Here is a 19515-nt window from a genome sequence, read left to right as displayed (position 1 = left end):
CCCGCCCTCTCGAACCGAGCGCCCGCCTACCGGCGTCGGCAGAGAAACTCACCGTGCGTCGATGAGCGGGACGCACGCGAGACGACGTCGAAGCCGGCCCGTTCCAGCATGCCCTCCAGGATCCAGGCGTACGTGGAGAACTCCTCCCGAACGTGCGCCTCGAAGTCGGCCCGGGTGAAGCCCCGGCCCTCGGGCCGGCCTGCGGTGTCGATCCAGCGTTGCAGATGCTCCGCGGCATCGGCGGGCGGGAAGCTGAAGATGACGTCCCACACGTAGAAGGTGCCGCCGGGTCGCAGCATGCCGGCCGCGTTCAGGAGCGCCTGCTGTTTCCAGAAGTCCGGCAACTGGTGCAGGGCCGACCTGGTGGTCACCACGTCCGCGGGCTTCGCGCGGTGGGCGTAGTCCAGGGACCCGGCCCGGTGCCAGTGCGCGCCGGCACCGGCCCGTTCCGCCCTGGCCCGGGCGAAGGCGAGCATCTCGGACGAGACATCGACTCCGTGGGCCTCGGCGCCGCGTCGTGCCGCCTGGACCACCAGCGAGCCGGTGCCGCAGGCCAGGTCGACCAGGCGGGTGCCCACGCCGACGCCGAGACGGTCGAGCAGCGCGTCGTCGGCGTCCGGGTCGGTGCCCTGGTTGTGGTCGTAGCCGGCCACCGCGGCCGGGCTGCCCAGGTCGACGCCCACGGGCTGGTACTCGCGGAAGGCCCATGCGGGGCGCGGGCCGGTGGTTTCGCTTCGTGACATGACCCGTTTGTAGAGCCCGGACAGTTCCAGCGGCAACAGCGGCATCCGCAGCACGGCGTTGCGGAACGTGGAGGACACCGCCCGGTCACCGCACCGGCGACGCCCGCAGGCCGCGCAGGCCCCGGCCGCTACGTCGGTGTGACCGCCCGTGCCAGCGAGGTGGCCGCCGCTGCCCTGGGACGGCTGTCGGGGGTGGCGGGGCGGCGCGGGTGGACCGTGGTGGCGAGGAGCACGAGGAAGGTGTCCGTCACCCGGTCCAGCACCAGCGACGTACCGGTGAACCCGGTGTGCCCGGCGGCCCCGCGGCCCGCGAGTTCGCCCATGAACCACGGCTTGTCGATCAGGAACCCGAGCCCGGGCGGTGCGAGCATCAACTCGACGAAGTCGGGGCCGAGGATCCGGGCCGTGCCGTAGGAGCCGCCGGCCAGCAGGGTGCGGCAGAAGACCGCGAGGTCACGGGCGGTGGAGAAGAGGCCGGCATGCCCGGCGACCCCGCCGAGCACCCAGGCGTTCTCGTCGTGCACCGCGCCGCGCAGCATGCCGCGGTCCGCCTTGCCCCACGGGCGCCGCTGGTCCTCGGTCGCCGCGGCGCCGGGACACGGCCCGAAGCCGGTGGCCGTCATGCCCAGCGGCCGGGTGATGCCGTCGCGGATCAGCACGTCCAGGGGGCGGCGGGTGATCCGTTCCAGGACGTACTGCATCAGCAGCATGTTGAGATCGGAGTAGAGGTATTCACCGGGCTCCACGACCGGGCCCTGGGAGCGCAGCGCGGCGCGCCGGGCGGCGGCGTCCGGCAGGTCGTACAGCGGAAGCTCCGGCGGCAGCCCCGACGTGTGCCGGAGCAGTTGCCGGACGGTGATGTCGTGCGCCACGACGCTGCGGAACTCCGGCAGGTACGCCCCGACCCGCGCGTCGATGCCGAGCGTGCCGCGCTCCAGTTGCTGCATCGCGGCAACGGTGGTGAACAGCTTGGTGAGCGAGGCGAGGTCGAACGGCGTGTCGGTGCGCATGACCGCGCGCCGGTCGGGCGGCAGCTCCACTCCCGCGTCGCGCCTCGGGTCGTACGCCGCGTAACGCACCGCCCAGCCGGCCGCCGCCTCCACGGCGATGACCGGCCCGCGGCCCGCCACGACCACCGCACCCGCGCACCAGGGCCGAGCGCCGGCGACCAGGCCGTACACGTCGTGCACCAGGTCCCGCAGGGCTTCCGGGTCGAGCCCGGCCCGCTCGGGCGGGCCGGGGCGCAGTCTCGGTGCGCTCAGCTCTCCGCCTCCCTCACATCCGTCACGTGCACCACGTTCGCCACCTTCTCAGCGTCCGCCATGTCCCTCCCGGCACGCTCCGTGACGAGGACGCCCTGCGCGACGACGGTGCTCTCCGGCACGTCGACGTCACGGGCCGGCCGGCCGTCCCCGGCCCCGTCGACCGGGAGGGAGAGCCGCCGCCAGGGCCGGCACAGCCCCGCGAAACAGGCCATGGCGATCAGCACGGCGGCCAGTTGGACGACCGCCATCGGCACGGCGGTGGTCTCCCCCGCGATCCCCACCAGCGGCGAGGCGACGGCGCCGACCAGGAACTGGGAGGTGCCGAGCAGCGCGGACGCGGAGCCCGCCGCATCGGGGGTGCGCAACAGGGCGAGGGTGTTGGTGTTGGGCAGGGTGAGGCCCATGGCGGCCATCAGCGCGAACAGTGCCACCGCGATCGGCGCGAGGCCGACGTCGCCGAACAGACCCGTCGTCATCACCAGCAGCGCCACCGCCGCCAGGGCGATCACCATCAGGCCGATGCCGACCGTCCGCTCCAGGCTGACCCTGCCGACCAGCACCCTGCCGTTGATCTGGCCGACCGCGACCAGACCGACCGAGTTGACGGCGAACAGCAGCGAGAACGTCTGCGGTGACGCCCCGTAGATCTCCTGGATCACATACGGCGAGGCGCTGATGTAGGCGAAGAGTGCGGCGAAGGCGAACCCGCCGGCGAGCATGTAGCCGCTGAACGGCCCGTCCGCGAGCAGGCCGCGCATGGTGCGCAGCGCGTCGCCGACCCCGCCCACGTGCCGGCGGGCCGGATCGAGCGTGTCGGGCAGCCGGAACCACACGAACGCCGTGAGCAGCACGCCCACCACGGTCAGCACGTAGAAGACACCGCGCCAGTCGGTCAGGCGCAGCACCTGGCTGCCGATCACCGGGGCGACGATCGGGGCGACGCCCGAGATCAGCATCAGGGTGGAGAAGAACCGCGCCATCGCCACGCCGTCGTACAGGTCGCGCACCACGGCCCGGGAGATCACGATGCCCGCCGCACCCGCCAGGCCCTGCGCGAGCCGGAAGGCGATGAGCAGCTCCACGTTGGGTGCGAAGGCGCAGGCCGCTGTGGCGACGACGTACACCAGCAGACCGACCAGCAGCGGGCGCCGGCGGCCCCACCGGTCGCTCATCGGCCCCACCACGAGCTGCCCGAGCGCCATGCCGGCCAGGCAGGTGGTGAGGGTGAGCTGCACGGTGGCGGCGGGTGCGTGCAGCGTGCGGGTGACCTCCGGCAGCGAGGGGAGGTACATGTCCATGGACAGGGCGGGCACTGCGGTGAGCCCGCCGAGGATCAGGGTGACCAGCAGACTCGCCGCACGCGACGTACCGGGTGCGGCCGCCCTGCCGGGGGCTTGCGAACTGGTCGGCGCCGGGCGCGACGTCGCGTCCGGCGCGATGGGTATGTGGCCTTCCGGCCCCTTGTCGTCCCGCGTGGAACAGCCACGCTCGGACATGCTTCCTCCCCTTGGCTACGAATAGGTCACCATGTTCTCAGCTCGCACACGCAAGCCGGAAATCGGTCGTCCTCGCCAGGGCCGACGATCGGGCCTGCGGGAGCGGGCGATGTCCCCGGAAGGGGGACGCGGGTTACGCCGTGCGGGGGCACGGCCTGCGCGTGATGGTGCGGGCCGCGAGAGGGAACGGGCAGAACGGCCGGGCAGGACCGGTCAGGGAGGGGCTTGGCGATGGACAGGGTGCGCTGGGGTGTGCTGGCGACGGGCGGTATCGCGGCGTCGTTCGCGGCGGATCTGGTGGCGATGCCGGACGCCGAGCTGGTCGCGGTGGGCTCGCGCAGCGAGCCGGCGGCGCGGGAGTTCGCCGAGCGGTTCGGCATACCGCGGGCCCACGGCGACTGGGCCTCGCTCGCCGCGGACGACGGCGTCGACGTGGTCTACGTCGCCACCCCGCACTCGGCGCATCGCAGCGCGGCGGGGCTCTGCCTCGAGGCGGGGCGTGCGGTGCTGTGCGAGAAGCCGTTCACGCTGAACGTCCGGGAGGCCAAGGAGCTCGTCGGCCTGGCCCGCGAGCATGACACCTTCCTGATGGAGGCCATGTGGACGTACTGCAATCCGCTGGTCCGGCGCATCAAGCAGCTCGTCGACGACGGCGCGATCGGCACGCTGCGCGCGGTGCACGCCGACTTCGGCATCACCGGTGACTTCGCGCCCACCCACCGGCTGCGCGACCCTGCGCAGGGCGGCGGGGCCCTGCTCGACCTGGGCGTGTATCCGGTGTCGTTGGCGCATCTGCTGCTCGGGGAGCCGTCGCAGGTGATGGCGAGCGCGGTGCTCTCCGACGAAGGCGTCGACCTGCGCACGGGCATGGTGCTCACCTGGGAGGGCGGTGCCCAGGCGGTACTGCACTGCGCGCTGGACGCGGCCACACCCGTCCAGGCGTCGATCACCGGCAGCCGGGGCCGCATCGAGATCCCGCACGGTTTCTTCCACCCGGAACGCTTCGTGCTGTACCGCCACGGCCATGACCCCGAGGAGGTCGTCGCCGACCCGGCCGACGGCCCGCGCTCCTCCTACCGGCACGAGGCGGCCGAGGTGATGCGGTGCCTGCGCGCGGGCGAAACGGAATCCCCGCTCGTCCCGCTGGACGGCACCCTCGCGGTGATGCGCACCCTCGACGCGGTACGGGAACGGGTGGGGGTGCGCTACCCGGGCGAGCAGCCCGTCCTGCCGTGACGACCGCGGCACCGCGGGGGGCCGCCGCACCGCGACCGGCGGCGGCACCGGCGACCCCGTACGCTGCAACGCCATGAACGGCACGAGAACCCACCGGGGAACGGAACGGACGGCGCTGGTCACGGGCGCGGGATCGGGGATCGGTCGCGCGGTCGCCGTGGAACTGCTGCGCGCCGGATGGTCGGTGACGCTCGCCGGGCGCCGCCCGGAGACGCTGGAGGAGACGGCGGCGCTGGCCCGCGCGGCGTGGCGCGACGTACGGGGTGACGAGGAGCGGGACGGCGGCGAGCGGGACGGCGCCGGCGCGCAGGGGGTGCCCACCGCGCTGTGCGTGCGCACGGACGTCGCCCGCCCGCAGGACGTGGCCGCCCTGTTCGACGCGGTGCGGGACCGGTTCGGGCGGCTCGACCTGCTCTTCAACAACGCGGGCACGTTCGGCCCCGGCGGCGTCCCCGTGGAGGAGCTGTCGTACGAGGCGTGGCGCCATGTGGTGGACACCAACCTCAACGGCGCGTTCCTGTGTGCCCAGGCCGCCTTCCGGCTGATGAAGGAGCAGGATCCGCAGGGCGGCCGCATCGTCAACAACGGTTCCATCTCGGCGCACGTGCCGCGTCCGCACTCCGTCGCGTACACCGCCACGAAGCACGCCCTGACCGGCCTGACCAAGTCCCTCTCGCTGGACGGCCGCCCGCACCGGATCGCCTGCGGCCAGATCGACATCGGCAACGCGGCGACCGAGATGACCCGGCCGATGCAGCAGGGGGTGCCACAGGCCAACGGGGAGGTGGCCGTGGAGCCGGTCATGGACGTGGCCGATGTGGCCCGCACGGTGCGGCACATGGCGGAGCTGCCGCTGGAGGCGAACGTGCAGTTCGCGACGGTGCTCGCCACGACGATGCCGTACATCGGGCGGGGCTGACGCCGGGTGCGGCCGACCGCACCCGGCGCCGCACCACCCGTACGGCGCCACGGACGGGTGCACCGGCACGGGACGTGCGACGGTGGGAGGGCGGCCGGGCATGCGCCGGACGGCCGCGCCGGACCACCGTGGAGGTACCCCAGCGATGTGTGTCGACCGACATGACGTGGGCCTGCTGATGCTCCGCCTCGGCACGGGTGCCGTGCTCTGTGCCCATGGCGCGCAGAAGCTCTTCGGCTGGTTCGACGGTCCGGGCATGACGGGCGCCGCCGAGATGATGGAGTCGGTGAGCTATCTGCCGGGCCGGCCCAGCGCGATGGCGTCGGCGGCCGCCGAGGCCGGCGGGGGTGTGCTGCTCGCGATGGGCCTGGCGACCCCGGCGGCGGGCGCCGCCGCGGCGGGTGGCATGGCCGGCGCGGCCGCGGTGCACGCGCCGCACGGCTTCTTCGCGCAGAACGGCGGCCTCGAGTACCCCGCCTTCCTGGGCATGGTCGCCGCGAGCATCGCCGTGATGGGCCCGGGCCGGCTCTCCCTGGACCACGTCATGGGGCACACCCTCAACCGCAGCTGGATGGTCCCGTCGGCGCTGGCCGCCGTGGCGGCCGCCGCCACGGTCGTGATCGGCGCACGCCAGCGACGGATCCAGGCGGCCCAGGCCGACACGGACAACGCCGACTGACCGGCAGCACGGCCACCGGGAGAAGGCCCCCCGGTCAACGGAACCACCGGAACCACGCACCCAGGTCCCGGCGAAGCCCACGCGGCTCGCCGGGACTCGCCGGTTCCGGCCGTACTGCTCAGTGTGACGGCGGCTCGACGAGTTCCCCGTCCAGCAGGTCCATCAGCAGCCCGTCGCGCACCACACCGTCGGCGCGGCGCTCGTACTCCCGCATGATGCCCACCTCGCGGAAGCCCAGCTTGCGGTAGAGGCTGACCGCGGGCTTGTTGTCGGCAGCGGGGTCGATCGTGAGCCGGTGGTGCCCCTCCACCTCGAAGAGGTAGTGCGCGAGCACGTAGAGCGCGGCGCCCCCGATGCCGCGGCGCTGCCAGTCGGGGTGGACGGCGATGTCAAGACCGGCGTGCTCGTAGTCGGGTGTGGTGTCTTCCCAGGTCTGGATGAGGCCGACCACCGTGGGACCGGTGCCGTCCTCGTCCTGCCGCTCGATGGCGAAGCTGCGGACGTCCTCGTGCGGGTTGACGGCCTCGTCCGCCTGCTCGTCGGGATCGCCCCACCAGGTCGCCACCTCGGGGCAGGCGAGGATCTCGTGAAAACGCTCGCGGTCCGCTTCGTCGGCCGGCCGCAACCGCACGCCGAGCCCCTCAATCAACTGCATGACTCCGCCCCTCCACCGTGGCCCAATGTGACGATCCTAATGTTGCCGTGGCCACTTCCTGACATCGCTTGATCCTGCGGGTGACACCACGTCAGGCCGCGGCTACGGTCTCCCCCGACCCGCCATATGTCCACCATGAACATGGCGCACCTCGTTCACACCAGCACCAGGACACAAGCGACCAGAGGGGGAACGGGCATCATGACCCGACGCGACGGCACGGGCCGGCGGAGCTGGTGGCGGCAGGGGCTCTGGGCCCTGGCTGCCACCGCGGCGTTGGTGGCGGCGGACGGTACCGCCTCGACGGCGACCGCGGCGACACCGGCCCTGACGCTCCAGACGATGACCTTCAACACCTGCGCCAACACCAAACCGACCGCGACCCGGTGCATCAACGGCCAGAACACCACCAAGGTCTCCGAGGACCTCGCCAGGCGGATCACCGAGTTGCACCCGGACGTACGGGTCACCTTCCTCCAGGAGGTCTGTTACGACGACATCGTCGCGCTGCGCAAGCTGGTGAGCGGCTGGCAGTTCCGCTTCACCGGCATCAAGGACGAGGGCAGCGGATCGTCGCCGACCGGCACGGTCGCGCCGCGTGCCTGCGCCAACAGCCGGGGCAACTTCGGCATCGCCATCGGCGTCAAGGCCGACGCGGCCACGTTCACCGTCCACTACTACCCCGACGCGGACCAGCCGATGGCCCGGGACATCTGGGGCCACTGGAACGTCCGTCAGGCCGCCATCTGCGCCGATGTCGCCGCCTGGGACCTGCGGGCATGCGGCACCCATCTGACGCCCGACCCCTCGAGCGCCAGCTCGGAGGCCTTCCACAACGCCAACGCCGCTCAGGTCAAGGACCTGGTCTCCTACGGCGGGAGCGGCGCACGGGTGATCCTCGGCGGTGACCTGAACTCCAAGCCGCCCGCGAAGGACGCCAACAGCACGGTCGGCCCGCTCTACGACGCCTACACCGAGTGCGACCAGGCCAACTACGGCGGCGCACGGGACGGCGAGGGCACCTGGCAGAACACGGACGGCACCCGCGGCTCGAAGCTCGACTACATCTTCGCCAGCAAGGACGCCACCACGTCCTGCTACGTCACCGACGCCCAGGTGCTCTCCTCCGACCACGTACCGGTGTTCGCCACGACCGCCTTCCCCGCCGAGTGAGCAGCCCTCGGCAGGTGGGGCCCCGCCACGTGTGGGGCCCCACGCAGGACGGGGCCCTGCCGGGCACGCAGGACGGGACCCTGCCGGGAACGTGACCTACCAGCCGTGCACCGAGAACGGCTCGCCCTTGAGGTAGTGGGCGATGCCGAGCGCGTTGTAAGGGACGGTGTGCTCGGGGAGCTGGTCGGCGCGGTGCCAGGACAGGCCCGCGCACTTGTGCGGTTCGGTGTTGGCCGGAGTCCCGCCCCATTGCGCGGTGGCGAAGAACCAGCCGATGCGGCACCTGCCCTGCGCGTTGCGGTACTGCATGACGTGCACCAGGCGCAGGGCGCCGGGGTCGATGCGCACCCCGGTCTCCTCGTGTGCCTCACGCACGGCGGCGTCGATGACGCTCTCGCCCTGCTCCACCTTTCCGCTGGGGAGGTTGAGCATTCCGTCGGCGAAACCGGTGCCGGAGCGCTCGGCGAGGAGGATGCTGCCGTCGCTGCGCTCCATAATGATCATGACATCGATGACGGTGTGCGGCGCCACTGGGATCCCTCCGGCGAGTTCCGATGCCAGGGACCATAGCCGCCACCGACGCGTCAGGCGGAATCCTGCCCTCCTGGCGACCGCCGCGTGGTAACGATCCAGCCCCCGTGGCGCGGATGCACGACCACGCCCCTCGAAACGGGTGGGGCGGCAGGGGCGGGCGGGACGCGACGGCACGGCTCAGGCGCAGGCTCAGGCCGCGTGGACGTGCGGGCGGCGGGCGCGGTCGGGTTCGGCTTCACGGAGCACCTCCCGGGTGACGGGGGCCACCTCGCCCTGGCCGAAGAGGAAGAAGCGCAGGAAGTTCTGGAGCGGGTTGCCTTCGGTCCACTCGAAGTAGATGTGCGGCCGCTGTCCGCTGAGGTCCCGGATGCTCAGCAGCAACGCGGCGAGTGCGTTGGGCACGCTCGGGCTCTGCAAGGTGAGCACGCGGTAGCGGCCGTGCAGCACCTCGCCGTGCACCTGCACCTCGGACTCGAACTCGGACGGGTCCTGCACGGTGACCTCGACGAAGACCAGGTCGTCGCCGGGGGGAATGTCATGGTCGACGCGGATCTGCTCGATCTTCTCGCGGTATTCGGCGACATCGCGCTGGTCGGGTTCGTTGGCGATCAGACGGACGGTGCGGTGGCTCATGTCGCGGACGAACCGCTGGGCCATGTCGTCGAGATCGACACGGGTGACCCGAAGTTCGAACACCCGGGCGAGCCTGGAGAGCAGCGACAGCGCGATGATCCCGGTGATGAAGCAGGCTCCGATCCGCACTCCGTCGGGCCGCTCGACGATGTTCACCACGGTGGTGTAGCTGAACACGGCCGCGATCAGGCCGAATCCCACGCTCCAGCCGTGCTCCCTGGCCCGTCGGGCGGCGATGGTGACCGCGATGGCAGCCGAGGTGATGAGCACCAGCACACCGGTGGCGTAGGCGCCGCCCTGGGCGTCGACGCTGGCCCGGAAGATCCACGTGACCAGGAAGGCGATCAGGATGAAGACGATCACCATCGGGCGCACCGCGCGTGCCCAGTGCGGGGCCATGCCGTACCGGGGCAGATAACGCGGCATCAGGTTCAGCAGCCCCGCCATCGCCGAGGCCCCGGCGAACCACAGGATGAGGATGGTGGAGACGTCGTAGACGGTGCCGAAGCCGGAGCCGAGCAGATCGTGGGCGAGGAACGCGAGGGCGCGCCCGTTCGCCGGGCCGCCCACCTTGAAGTCGTCCTTGGGGATCAGCAGGGTGGTGACGAAGCTGCTGGTGATGAGGAAGACGCTCATGATCACGGCGGCCGTGGTGAGCAACTTGTGGGCGCCCCGGATCCGTCCGGCGGGCCGCTGCGGGGTGTCACCCACGTTGCCCTGCACGTGCGGCATGACGGCGACCCCGGTCTCGAACCCGGACAGGCCGAGGGCCAGCTTGGGGAAGACCACGAGCGCGATCCCGATCATGACCCACGGGTTGCCGTGCTCCCTGGTCAACGCGTGGGACCAGTCGCTGATCACATGCGGGGCGCTGACCACGCGCCCCAGGGCGGTCGCGACCACGACGGCGTTCAGCAGCAGATAGACGGCGACCAGCACCACCGCCACACCGATGGCCTCGCCGAAGCCCTTGAGGAAGACCGCGCCGAGCAGTGCGATCAGGACGAGCGTGATCAGGATCTCGTGGCCGTGCAGGGCGCCGGTGAGGTGCGGGTTCTCCACCAGATGGGCGGTGGCGTCGGCGGCCGACAGGGTGATGGTGATGAGGAAGTCGGTGGCGGCGAAGCCGAGCAGGGTCAGCACGAACAGCTTGCCCTGCCAGAACGACAGCAGCCGCTCCAGCATCGCGATGGAACCCTGGCCGTGCGGGCTCTCCACGGCCACCCGCCGGTACACCGGCAGGGCGCCCAGCAGGGTGAGGGCGACCAGCACGATGGTCGCGATCGGCGAGAGCAGGCCGGCGGCGAGTGCCGCGATGCCCGGCTGGTAGCCGAGCGTGGAGAAGTAGTCCAGACCGGTCAGGCACATCACCCGCCACCACGGGCGACCTTGGTGGGCGCCCTCGGGTACGGCGTGCGGCCCCGGCTGCTGGGCGGCCCGGTCGGTCAGGCCTTCCAGCAGCCAGGCGCGCAGCCGGCTGGTCCTCGCGGGGGTGGCCATGGGGTGGTGCTCCTGTCGTGCGACCGGGCTTCGGCCATCGTTACGGCTCGGCCAGAGTACGCAAAAGCCGCATCACACCCATGCACGGACAGTCTGCGCGGCACGCCGCGGAATTCACGCCGCGCCACATCCAGATGTCACGCGGCACGCTCCCCGCACCCCGCACCCCGAAAAGCCCCGCATCCGGCACGGCCCGGCAGTACGGCGTCCGGCTGGGCCGACGCCGCGAGCCGGCTGTACACCGTCAGCGAGGGGCAGGCCACCCGGCCGAGCTTCGGTGCCGGCCTGTATCTCGCAGCGTGGCTGGTGCACGCGCCGGTGGCGAACTCGGCGCTCACCTCGTTCCTCCCGCTCCGCTTCAACCCGCGCGACACCACCTCGGCGTCCTACGCCATCACCCCGCCCACGGCTTCCACGGCGAGACCCCCTCCGCGGCCGGCATCGCCCGGTGGAGCGCGGCCCGGCACCGGAGCCCCGACGAAGGCGACGCGCTGCTGTACGCCTGCGCGCAGGTCAACGTGATGCCGATGGAGCCCATGGGGTCCACGGACGACGCGGACGCCGGCAGGACCGGTGACCCGGCCGGCACGGGCCACGAGCCCGATCGCACGCCGCGTCAGCCCCGCCCCCGGTCCCCCCGTATCAGACACCCACCGACGAAAGGTCACCCCTCATGATGCGCAGGACAGTCCTACGCGGCGTCGCCACCACCGCCCTGATCGTCGCGACCGGTTTGGCCGCCCCGGTCCAGGCCCTCGCCGGCGACGCGTCCGGAAGCGACGTGGTCGTGGTCGACGAACCGGACACCAGCGGCCTCGACAACACCTGGACCACCGCCCTGCTGGGCATTCCGATCTTCGGCGCCATCCAGTCCGTCGAACAGGTCCCTGGCCGCCTCATCCCCGGCTTCCCTGCCCTGCCCACGCTGCCGTCCCTCTGACCGTCCAGACCTCCGGTCCCGTCCACGCCCCGCGCAAGGGCGCGGGCGGGACCGTTGCCTGGGGGCGGCCGTTGTCCTGCCGGACCGCGGTATCAGGGCCAGCGCTAGACCTGGTTGCTGGCGAAGAGTTCGAGGTGGCCGCACTTGGGGCAGCGGTAGGCCTCGATCTGCCAGCGGGGGCGGCCCATGCGCTTGGCGCCGCCGAAGACTCCCCGCTCCAGGGCGCCTTCGATCCATCGGGCGTAGCCGCGTGAGTGCTCGCCGGCGTCCTCGATGAAGCCATCCGTCAGACCTACGGTGTCGCACTGGGTGCACTTGAAAGTGTTCACGCGGCGAGTGTAGGTGGCGGTAGCTCTCGGCAGGCGCCGTCAGGTGTCGTCACTGCTGCTCCGTCACTGTGTGCCCGGACGGGGCGAGGGGGCCTGGCAGCGGGCTTCGAGGCGCGGCCGGATCGCTGGGCCCCGGCGGGGTGCTCGTACTTGACTTCCCCGAAGCTGCCCGTGTCACCATAGTCACCTCGTGTCACCACAGGCATCTCGGTGCAGGACATAGCGGTCCGCACCGCGGCATCGTTTCCTGCGCTCGATCTGTAATGCGTTTACTCGTTCGGGATGTCGAGTATCGGAGGATCCGACCATTGCCGTCCTGCCGCTCCTCGTGATCTCGCCCCGCTCGCCCCTGGGTACGGACAAAAGCGGAACCTGGAGATGCAATTCATGTCGCCCAAGATATCGGTAAGCATTCCATACAAAGGTACGCATCAGTATCTTCTGCGTGCCGTCACGTCCTGCCTCGAGCAGTCGATAAAGGACGTCGAAGTGTTCGTGGTCGTGGACGGCGGAGATCCTTCCGCCGCATGGGAGAGCCTTGCGGGGATCGACGATCCACGACTGCACCGCATCCAGCTGTCGCACAGTCGCGGGCCGTTCTACGTGCACAACCTGGTGCTGCATGCGGCAACAGACGCCAGATACCTGCTGATTCAGGACTCGGACGACTGGAGTGACCCCAAGCGTGCCGAGTTACTACTGAACGAGATGGAGTTACGCGATATCGCGGTTGCGGCTTCCTCGCAGATCGTGCATTCCGAGTCCGGTGAAGCGCGCGAATCCCTCAGCGACCGGCTCACACTACCCGCCGGCCACAGGTCAGCACTTGACCGGTTTCGATTTCACGGCCTGTACAACTCGGAAAAGATGAAGAAGTACGGAGGATTCTACGGCGGCTATCCGTTCGCCTTCGACGGCTACCTCACAGGCATGCTGTGGATGCTGAACGATTTCGGCTACATAGACGTTCCCCTGTATCACCGAATGAAGCGCCCCGGCTCGCTTACCCGCGACCGCGGTACCGGTCACGAGTCGCAGGAGCGGCTACGGCTGGCCGCCATCTACCGGGACATGGTCGCCAGAATCGGCGAACTCTCGATGGTGCGCACCGCCACCCCGGAGGCCGTTGCGCGCATAACCCTGTCCCATGTCAGCCAGGGCGACCGCGAGATCATGGACCACGCCATTGCCACGGTCCGAGACCATGTGGAATGCAAGGAAGTCGTCCACGTCGATTCCTGATCAGAGGAACCTCAGATGATCTCAACTGCGGCGCATCGGCTCAGGCGTCTCCAGGACCTGCGGGAGATGACACGAGCCGTCCCCCGGGTGCTGCTGTTATGCGCCCTCACCGTCAATGTCGTCGCCGGAGCGCTGCCGATAGTGTTCCTGGTGGGTATCGGCCGTGCGGTGGGGGACATCCACGCAGGCCAGAGTCCGAATCTTCATCTCGCCATCGCAGTGGGGGCGTTCACGGCTCAGCAAGTGCTCTCCTCGAGCCAGCTGGTGGTAGCCGCCGCTGTCACCCACCGGATCAACGCCCACTGTTCCGCGGAGGTGTTGAGGCTGACCTTGGGTGCGCCCTCGCTGAGCGACCTGGAAGGCTCCGATCTCGCCGATGATCTCCACGCCGTCTGCGAGCCCCTCGAAGCCATGACGAACACTCCCGGAGACGCCTTCGCAGGAGCATTGTTCCTGATCGCACGGTACACGCAGCTCGGCGGCGCCGCGGCGATCCTGTCCACCGTGGTGGGGCCGGGAACGGCTGCGGTCGTCGTCACCGCGGCCCTGGTTGCACGCACGGGCCACGCGAACGCCTTCCGGAAGTGGGGGAAGATCGTGAGCAGCCTGCGTGGGGCACGGCGCGCGATCGCATACCTCCGAGACCTGGGAATGGAGTCCGGCACAGCCAAGGAGATACGAATATTCCGCCTCGGACCGTGGATCGAGAGGAAGTTCGCAGCGCACGCCGACAGATTCAACTCCACGCAGTGGGCAGGACGGAGCAAGATATACGGACGCCCGTTTGCGGCATACTCGATCTTCGTCGGAGCAGGACTGATCGGCTCTTTGGTCCTGTTCACCAACCAGCCGTCCATGGACCCGAGCAGGGCGGTCATCGCACTACAGGCCGTCGTACTCTGCGGCCGGTTCGGGACCATTTTCCCGGAGTCCGACACCAAGCTCGTGTACGGGTTCTCCGCCTGGGAGTCCCTCACACGTGCGAAACGCAGGTTCCAGGGACCCGAGACAACGAACGGTAAGCAACCAGCAGTTCCGGACACATGGCATCGGCTGACGCTCGAGAATGTCGGATTCAGCTACACCGGCAACGGTGTCGACGTCCTGAAGTCGGTGAACCTCGACATCCCGGCAGGGACGTCCCTTGCTGTCGTCGGCGTCAACGGCGCAGGGAAGACAACGCTCACCAAAATAATCACGGGCCTGTACCAACCGACGTCCGGTTCCATCCGGTTCGTCCCGGTGGACCCGCCCGGTGCGGATATCCTGACCTGGCAGAACCAGTTCGCGGTGGCGTTTCAGAACTTCTCCCGCTTCCCGTTCTCCCTCAGAGAGAACGTCACCATAGGAAGCGCCACCCACAACGCCGATGACGCAGACGTTCTCGAAGCCATCGGCCTGGCCGGCCTCGGGCCTCTCGTCGGCGCACTCCCGGCCGGTCTCGACACCCCCCTGGACGGCAACACCGAGGGCGGCGTCGATGTGTCGGGTGGCCAGTGGCAACGCATCGCGCTGGCGCGTTCCCTTTTTGCGATCAAGAACGGGAGGAAGGTCCTCGTACTCGACGAACCCACGGCCCAGCTGGACGCCCGCGGCGAAGCCGATTTCTACGATCGGTTCCTTGAGCTGACGAAAGGTACCACCAGCATCGTGATATCGCACAGGTTCTCAACCGTCCGCCGCGCGGACCAGATCGCGGTGCTGGACGGCGGTTTCATCACGGAACGCGGCAGTCACGAAGAGCTCATGCGACTGGGCGGGCTCTACGCAAAAATGTTCCACGCGCAGGCGGAAAGGTATCAGTGCAGTGAGACCGGAGGGGAGCAACGATGAAGGACACGGTCGGTGCCGTGATCTTTCTCCTGCGGATTTCATGGCGCAACGGGCGAAGACAACTCACGCTGGGTGCAGTTCTCATATTACTGGGGTTTGCCGCGACTCCGCTGGTTGCGGTAGCAGCTCGTGAAGCCGTGAACGCGGCGCTCGCGGCCGACGAGATGACGAGTCTGCGCTGGTCCGTCGCCACCGGCATCGCGCTCACCTGCGAGCTGTACCTGGCACACTTCGCGCATCTCTACTACTTCGAGTTGGGGGAGATCAACGAGAAGACGCTGACATCCGAACTGATATCGTCCATCTCGGAAGTGAGTCTCGAAAGGCTTGACTCCCCGGAGTTCCTTGACTCGATCGCCATTCTGAAGCAAGACATCGTTCGCATGCGGGAGAGCGTCTCCGCCGTCTTCAAGATCCTTGCGATCGTCGTGCAGCTCGTGATCACCAGCGTCGTCGTGGCGCGGCTACAGATCTGGCTCGCCGCGCTGCCGCTGGCCTCCGCCGTCCCCGTCGTGTTGGGACACCGGGCAGAGCTGGTCCTCGAAAGGGGACGGCGTGAGGCGGCCTCGGTGGTACGCCAGCTGGCCCGGTTGAGATCCATCGCCACCAGTCCGGACACGCTACCGGAGCTCCGGATCCTCGGGGTCGAGGAACTGCTGCTCTCCCGCCACCATTCGCTTCAGACCAGGGCGAAGGACATCCTGCTGAAGGCGCAGTGGAAGCACGCAGCCTGGCGAGCGGTAGGGCAGGGCGCCTTCGCCGCCGCCTATGCGCCTTCAGTGGCCTTCGTCATCTACATGGTGAAGAACGGCAGCGTGACGGTCGGGGATGTGGTCCTCCTGGTCACGCTGATCACCAGAGTGAGCGCGCAGGTGGTGACGGGACTCGATCTCTTTGCGTCCCTGCACTCCGTCGCAAACGGATTCGACATTCTTCGGCACCTGAACTTCGCGGATCTGAAGGAACGTGGCAGCGACGGTGCCCTGCCGATCGAGAGGATATCCACCGGAATCAGTCTCGAAGACGTCGAGTACACGTATCGCGGCATGACCACTCCCGCTGTGAGTGGGGTGAATCTGCACCTTCCTGCCGGCAGCACGGTGGCGATCGTCGGAGAGAACGGGGCCGGCAAGAGCACGCTGGTGAAGATCATCTCTGGCCTTTACCGGCCGACGAGAGGCCGCGTCCGCGTGGACGACGTCGATCTGGGAGAGCAGACTCCCGAGTCCTGGCGGGCAAGGGTCTCCACGCTGTTTCAGGACTTCGCGCGCCTGGAGTTCTCCGTGCAGGAAAGCGTGGGAGTCGGCCACCTGCCCGACATCGACAACCGGGCGGCCGTACTCAGCGCCTTCCGCCGAGCCTCTTCGGGCAAGGTCGTCGACGACCTGCCGCACGGGCTCGACACCCTGCTCGGGCTCCGCCACGAACAGGGCCGCGCACTGTCTGGCGGTCAGTGGCAGTCCGTCGGACTCGCGCGCTCCCTGATGCGCCCGAAACCACTGCTGCTGGTCCTGGACGAGCCGGGACATTCGCTGGATGCACTGGCGGAGGAGCAGGTTGCCGAGGCATATCTGTCGGCGGCGAAAGACGTGGCCTATCGCAGTGGTGGAGTCACCTGTTTTGTCACCCATCGACTCTCCACCGCGCAACTCGCCGACAGGATAGTCGTCGTCGATCGGGGTTCCGTGGTCGAAGTCGGCACCCACGAGGACCTCATGGCACGGCGGCAGAAGTACTTCGAGCTCTTCGAGCTTCAATCTCGTGGTTACGTGTCGTGAAAAGGGCCGCCCGCGGGCGTGCACCTGAGGGGACACCCGGCCCCTCGTACCCCGCGGCCTGGTGCCCCCCGTGATGGCCGTCAGTCAAGGGCGGTGGCCATGCGGCGTACCGCCTCGGTGATCAGCTCGGGTGACGTCGCCAGGTTCATGCGGACGAAGCCGGCACCGCCGGTACCGAAGGACGAGCCCGGGTTCAGGGCGACCCTGCCGCGCTCGAGGAACGCGGCTGCCGGGTCGTCGCCCAGCCCGAGGCCCCGGCAGTCCAGCCAGGCCAGATAGGTGCCCTGCCCCGGGGTGCAGCGCACCGCGGGCAGGTGCCGGGCCAGCAGGTCGACGAGCAGGCGGCGGTTGCCGTCGATACCGGCCAGCACGGCGTCGAGCCAGTCACCACCGTCCCGGAGCGCCGCGACATGGGCGATGATGCCGAGGTGGCTGGGTCCGTGGCTGACCTCCTCGGGGATACGGGCGAGATCGTCGGCCGCCGCGGGGCCCGCAAGGGCGAGGGCGGCCTTGAGCCCGGCCAGGTTCCAGCCCTTGGACGCCGACATCAACGACAGTCCCCGCTCCCCGCCCGGCACGCTCAGATACGGCACGAAGACCGCGCCTTCGGGCACCACCGGAGCATGGATCTCGTCGACCACGACCCGTACCCCGTACGCCTCGGCCAGCCGAGCGACGTGCGCCAGCTCCGCGGCGGTGTGCACGGTGCCGGTCGGGTTGTGCGGGCTGCACAGCAGGTACACCGGGCGGGCCCCGCCGGACGCGACGCGCCCGAAGACGTCCTCGAGCACGGTGAAGTCGATCCGCCCGGAGACGTCCAGCGGCGCCTCGACGACGGTGCGCCCCAGGTTCCCCGCGAACATGTAGAAGGGCGGGTAGACGGGGCAGTTGACGACGACCGGGTCACCCGGCCCGGAGACCAGCTTGAGCATCTCGACGACGCCCAGCATCACGTCCGGCACGATCGCGGTGCGCTCGACGTCGATCCCGTCCCAGCCCCACCGTTTGCGGGCGAAGGCCGCCAGTGCCTCGGCGTACACCGTCCCGGCCGGGTACCCGGTGTCACCGAGCTCGACCGCGTCCCGGATCGCCCGGGTGACCGGCTCGGCCAGCGGCACGTCCATCTCGGCGACCCACACCGGCAGCACGTCCTCGGGGTAGGCCCGCCACTTCATGCTCGTACGGCGCCTCAGCTGCTCCAGCGAGAGCTGCTGCAACGGGTTGGCGGCACGGGAGGCGGGGGTGTCCCGCGGTATACAGTCCATACGTCCACGCTAGACGGCATCCGACCGGCCAGCAGCGGTACGCGTTCGGGTGAACGGGGGCACCGCCGACCTCCTTGAGGCAGTGGGGGCCGTCCAGGACGATACGGCGGAGCTGCCTTCGCATAGCCTCGCGCCATGCGAGACGTCGAGGTCCGGGTCGTGGTCCGCAAGTTCGACGACGGTCTGCACTGGCACCATTCCATGGCGTGGCTGGGGGAGGACGAGTACGGACGCTGGCTTGGCGCGCCGATCGGGACGGTGTACGGCAAGGGCGGCGAGGAGCACGTCTACTCCACTCAGGAGCGACGGGTCATGCTGTTTCCCCACGACGCCTGGTGGACTGCGCTGTTCCAGGATGCGCCCGCCCGTCTGGACGCGTACTGCGACGTCACCACTAACCCTGAATGGCTGCACGGCGGGGAAGTGACCATGGTCGACCTGGACCTCGACGTCTGCCGGACACGGGAGGGCGGAGCCGTCTTCGTCGACGACGAGGAGGAGTTCGCCCGTCATCGCCTGCACTACGGCTATCCACCGGACGTGGTCGCGCACGCCGAGGCGGCGACCGCGTGGCTGTCGCATGCGCTACGCAACGGCACGGAGCCGTTCGGCAGCCGCTACCGCGCCTGGCTCGACCAGGTCGGCTGAGGTCAGAAGAGACCAAAAGAGGTCGAATGAAGGCGCCCCGGCACCGTCACAAGGGCAGCGGACGCGCTTCGACGACGCTCTTCATGACGAGGGTGGAGCTGAGGTGCTGCACGCCGGGCAGCGTCGCGAGGCGCTCGTCGTAGAGCTGCTGGTAGGCCTCCAGGTCCCGGGTGACGATGCGCAGCAGGAAGTCGGGGTCGCCGAACAGACGCTGGGCTTGCAGCACGTTCGGGATGTCGGCCACGGCCCGTTCGAAGGCGGCGACGGTCTCGCGGTCCTCGTAGCGCATGGTGACGAAGAGCAGTGACTCGAAGGTCAGGCCGAGAGCACGGGCGTCCAGCCGAGCGTGGTAGCCGCTGATCGCGCCGGAGCGCTCCAGGGCCCGCAGTCGACGGTGGCACGGGGACACGCTGAGGCGGACCCGTTCGGCCAGCTCGGTGAGGGTCAGACGCCCGTCGCGCTGGAGTTCGGCAAGGATCTTTCGATCTACGTCATCCACGGAGGAGATTCTTCCACACCTTCTCACACACCATGGAAAAGTTAGAAACACATTCTACGGAAATACGCCTAATCTCCCCTTCGGATGGCCGGGGAATCCGCCGGTCCTGCGGGCACTCGGCCGACATCCGGGCGACACCCGGTCGACC

Annotated in this window: 18 protein-coding genes; 9 read left to right on the top strand and 9 right to left on the bottom strand. The window is 69.5% G+C overall.

Features of this window, described 5'->3' with window-relative positions; all coding sequences use genetic code 11:
• Positions 1-26: 26 nt before the first annotated feature.
• From NQO67_RS17120 to NQO67_RS17110, 3 genes are read right to left on the bottom strand one after another with little or no spacing between them, the layout of a single operon-like run.
• Positions 27-821 carry a class I SAM-dependent methyltransferase gene (locus tag NQO67_RS17120; RefSeq protein WP_255950865.1) on the bottom strand — a complete coding sequence of 265 codons (795 nt, stop codon included), beginning with the start codon at positions 819-821 and terminating at the stop codon, positions 27-29.
• Between the two features lie 50 nt (positions 822-871).
• Entirely contained in the window at positions 872-2005 is a 1134-nt protein-coding gene (locus NQO67_RS17115) for a serine hydrolase domain-containing protein (RefSeq protein ID WP_255951021.1), read from the bottom strand.
• Positions 2002-3504 carry a multidrug effflux MFS transporter gene (locus NQO67_RS17110; RefSeq protein WP_255950864.1) on the bottom strand — a complete coding sequence of 501 codons (1503 nt, stop codon included), beginning with the start codon at positions 3502-3504 and terminating at the stop codon, positions 2002-2004. The genes NQO67_RS17115 and NQO67_RS17110 overlap by 4 nt, the downstream gene beginning before the upstream one ends.
• A gap of 231 nt (positions 3505-3735) precedes the next feature.
• On the opposite strand from NQO67_RS17110, the gene NQO67_RS17105 reads away from it, so the two are divergent.
• The 3 genes from NQO67_RS17105 (at position 3736) to NQO67_RS17095 (ending at position 6338) form a co-directional block, all read left to right on the top strand.
• On the top strand, positions 3736-4740 hold the full coding sequence (locus NQO67_RS17105; protein ID WP_255950863.1) for a Gfo/Idh/MocA family protein: 1005 nt from the start codon (positions 3736-3738) through the stop codon (positions 4738-4740).
• Between the two features lie 73 nt (positions 4741-4813).
• The gene (locus tag NQO67_RS17100; protein WP_255950862.1) at positions 4814-5659 is read left to right on the top strand and encodes an SDR family oxidoreductase; all 846 of its coding nucleotides are present in this window, start codon (positions 4814-4816) and stop codon (positions 5657-5659) included.
• Between the two features lie 145 nt (positions 5660-5804).
• Entirely contained in the window at positions 5805-6338 is a 534-nt protein-coding gene (locus NQO67_RS17095; RefSeq protein WP_255950861.1) for a DoxX family protein, read from the top strand.
• A 118-nt stretch (positions 6339-6456) separates the two neighbouring features.
• Here the strand turns inward: NQO67_RS17095 and NQO67_RS17090 are convergent, their stop codons facing one another.
• Positions 6457-6993 (bottom strand): GNAT family N-acetyltransferase, encoded by a 537-nt coding sequence (locus tag NQO67_RS17090; protein WP_255950860.1) that lies wholly within the window; start codon positions 6991-6993, stop codon positions 6457-6459.
• Positions 6994-7194: 201 nt separating this feature from the next.
• Here NQO67_RS17090 and NQO67_RS17085 point away from each other — a divergent pair, with 201 nt between their 5' ends.
• The gene (locus NQO67_RS17085) at positions 7195-8166 is read left to right on the top strand and encodes an endonuclease/exonuclease/phosphatase family protein (RefSeq protein WP_255950859.1); all 972 of its coding nucleotides are present in this window, start codon (positions 7195-7197) and stop codon (positions 8164-8166) included.
• A gap of 96 nt (positions 8167-8262) precedes the next feature.
• Here NQO67_RS17085 and NQO67_RS17080 read toward each other — a convergent pair whose 3' ends face one another.
• Complete coding sequence (locus NQO67_RS17080) at positions 8263-8697, bottom strand: NUDIX hydrolase (protein WP_255950858.1); 435 nt, start codon at positions 8695-8697, stop codon at positions 8263-8265.
• Positions 8698-8889: 192 nt separating this feature from the next.
• A complete protein-coding gene (locus tag NQO67_RS17075) occupies positions 8890-10833 on the bottom strand; it encodes an APC family permease (RefSeq protein ID WP_255950857.1) in 1944 nt (647 codons plus the stop codon).
• A gap of 673 nt (positions 10834-11506) precedes the next feature.
• On the opposite strand from NQO67_RS17075, the gene NQO67_RS17070 reads away from it, so the two are divergent.
• On the top strand, positions 11507-11773 hold the full coding sequence (locus NQO67_RS17070) for a hypothetical protein (protein ID WP_255950856.1): 267 nt from the start codon (positions 11507-11509) through the stop codon (positions 11771-11773).
• A gap of 104 nt (positions 11774-11877) precedes the next feature.
• Here NQO67_RS17070 and NQO67_RS17065 read toward each other — a convergent pair whose 3' ends face one another.
• Complete coding sequence (locus tag NQO67_RS17065; protein WP_255950855.1) at positions 11878-12102, bottom strand: hypothetical protein; 225 nt, start codon at positions 12100-12102, stop codon at positions 11878-11880.
• A gap of 387 nt (positions 12103-12489) precedes the next feature.
• On the opposite strand from NQO67_RS17065, the gene NQO67_RS17060 reads away from it, so the two are divergent.
• Genes NQO67_RS17060 through NQO67_RS17050 form a run of 3 tightly spaced genes read left to right on the top strand, consistent with a single transcriptional unit; the run spans position 12490 to position 16955 of the window.
• Positions 12490-13344, top strand: a complete 855-nt coding sequence (locus NQO67_RS17060) for a glycosyltransferase family 2 protein (RefSeq protein WP_255950854.1) — start codon at positions 12490-12492, stop codon at positions 13342-13344.
• Positions 13345-13359: 15 nt separating this feature from the next.
• A complete protein-coding gene (locus NQO67_RS17055; protein ID WP_255950853.1) occupies positions 13360-15177 on the top strand; it encodes an ABC transporter ATP-binding protein in 1818 nt (605 codons plus the stop codon).
• Complete coding sequence (locus tag NQO67_RS17050; RefSeq protein ID WP_255950852.1) at positions 15174-16955, top strand: ABC transporter ATP-binding protein; 1782 nt, start codon at positions 15174-15176, stop codon at positions 16953-16955. The genes NQO67_RS17055 and NQO67_RS17050 overlap by 4 nt, the downstream gene beginning before the upstream one ends.
• Before the next feature lie 80 nt (positions 16956-17035).
• Here NQO67_RS17050 and NQO67_RS17045 read toward each other — a convergent pair whose 3' ends face one another.
• Complete coding sequence (locus NQO67_RS17045; protein ID WP_255950851.1) at positions 17036-18220, bottom strand: MalY/PatB family protein; 1185 nt, start codon at positions 18218-18220, stop codon at positions 17036-17038.
• Positions 18221-18355: 135 nt separating this feature from the next.
• Between NQO67_RS17045 and NQO67_RS17040 the strand changes: the two genes are divergently transcribed.
• Entirely contained in the window at positions 18356-18868 is a 513-nt protein-coding gene (locus NQO67_RS17040) for a ribonuclease FAU-1 family protein (RefSeq protein WP_255950850.1), read from the top strand.
• 46 nt (positions 18869-18914) lie between these two features.
• On the opposite strand, the gene NQO67_RS17035 is transcribed toward NQO67_RS17040, so the two are convergent.
• A complete protein-coding gene (locus NQO67_RS17035; RefSeq protein WP_255950849.1) occupies positions 18915-19367 on the bottom strand; it encodes an Lrp/AsnC family transcriptional regulator in 453 nt (150 codons plus the stop codon).
• Positions 19368-19515: the final 148 nt, after the last annotated feature.

This window comes from Streptomyces odontomachi, assembly GCF_024435355.1.
In the GTDB taxonomy this organism is placed as follows: domain Bacteria; phylum Actinomycetota; class Actinomycetes; order Streptomycetales; family Streptomycetaceae; genus Streptomyces; species Streptomyces odontomachi.
Note: the sequence above shows the minus strand (reverse complement) of the source record. Positions and strands in the feature narration are given on the sequence as shown.

What these genes read in the sequence shown, in the direction of transcription:
- NQO67_RS17075 (WP_255950857.1), bottom strand. Translation starts at nt 10,833, where the DNA reads ATGGCCACCCCCGCGAGGACCAGCCGGCTGCGCGCCTGGCTGCTGGAA.
- NQO67_RS17085 (WP_255950859.1), top strand. Translation starts at nt 7,195, where the DNA reads ATGACCCGACGCGACGGCACGGGCCGGCGGAGCTGGTGGCGGCAGGGG.
- NQO67_RS17070 (WP_255950856.1), top strand. Translation starts at nt 11,507, where the DNA reads ATGATGCGCAGGACAGTCCTACGCGGCGTCGCCACCACCGCCCTGATC.
- NQO67_RS17055 (WP_255950853.1), top strand. Translation starts at nt 13,360, where the DNA reads ATGATCTCAACTGCGGCGCATCGGCTCAGGCGTCTCCAGGACCTGCGG.
- NQO67_RS17100 (WP_255950862.1), top strand. Translation starts at nt 4,814, where the DNA reads ATGAACGGCACGAGAACCCACCGGGGAACGGAACGGACGGCGCTGGTC.
- NQO67_RS17090 (WP_255950860.1), bottom strand. Translation starts at nt 6,993, where the DNA reads ATGCAGTTGATTGAGGGGCTCGGCGTGCGGTTGCGGCCGGCCGACGAA.
- NQO67_RS17045 (WP_255950851.1), bottom strand. Translation starts at nt 18,220, where the DNA reads ATGGACTGTATACCGCGGGACACCCCCGCCTCCCGTGCCGCCAACCCG.
- NQO67_RS17110 (WP_255950864.1), bottom strand. Translation starts at nt 3,504, where the DNA reads ATGTCCGAGCGTGGCTGTTCCACGCGGGACGACAAGGGGCCGGAAGGC.
- NQO67_RS17105 (WP_255950863.1), top strand. Translation starts at nt 3,736, where the DNA reads ATGGACAGGGTGCGCTGGGGTGTGCTGGCGACGGGCGGTATCGCGGCG.
- NQO67_RS17040 (WP_255950850.1), top strand. Translation starts at nt 18,356, where the DNA reads ATGCGAGACGTCGAGGTCCGGGTCGTGGTCCGCAAGTTCGACGACGGT.
- NQO67_RS17050 (WP_255950852.1), top strand. Translation starts at nt 15,174, where the DNA reads ATGAAGGACACGGTCGGTGCCGTGATCTTTCTCCTGCGGATTTCATGG.
- NQO67_RS17095 (WP_255950861.1), top strand. Translation starts at nt 5,805, where the DNA reads ATGTGTGTCGACCGACATGACGTGGGCCTGCTGATGCTCCGCCTCGGC.
- NQO67_RS17060 (WP_255950854.1), top strand. Translation starts at nt 12,490, where the DNA reads ATGTCGCCCAAGATATCGGTAAGCATTCCATACAAAGGTACGCATCAG.